This is a genomic window from Staphylococcus sp. GDY8P57P, assembly GCF_017892585.1.
Lineage (GTDB): Bacteria > Bacillota > Bacilli > Staphylococcales > Staphylococcaceae > Staphylococcus > Staphylococcus borealis.
The window spans coordinates 200-531 of the sequence record NZ_JAESLK010000165.1 but is presented as its reverse complement, the minus strand read 5'-3'; the positions used below and the strand labels follow the sequence as shown (position 1 = coordinate 531).

Here is a 332-nt window from a genome sequence, read left to right as displayed (position 1 = left end):
CTGTGCGCCAAATTATATTTCAGGACTCAGTATCCTTGGTGGCGAACCTTTTTGTAATGTAGATATCACTTTGAAGTGTGCTCAAACTTTTAGAAAACGTTTTGGAAATACCAAATCATTATGGGTATGGACTGGTTTTTTATTTGAATATTTAGAGCGAGATTCAGCAGAAAGAAAGACATTGCTTGAGCTCATTGACGTCTTAGTAGATGGTCCATTTATTAATCATTTATATAGACCTAATTTACCGTATAAAGGCTCAATGAATCAACGCGTGATCGATGTTCAAGCATCATTGCAAAGGCGCAGGGTGTGTGAGTATATCAAAAGTT

At 36.4% G+C, this 332-nt stretch carries 1 protein-coding gene; it reads left to right on the top strand.

Going from position 1 to position 332, the window contains the following annotated elements; translation table 11 throughout:
• The coding region (locus KA878_RS14145; RefSeq protein ID WP_210142279.1) for a 4Fe-4S single cluster domain-containing protein at window positions 1–332 on the top strand (332 nt) is incomplete at both ends.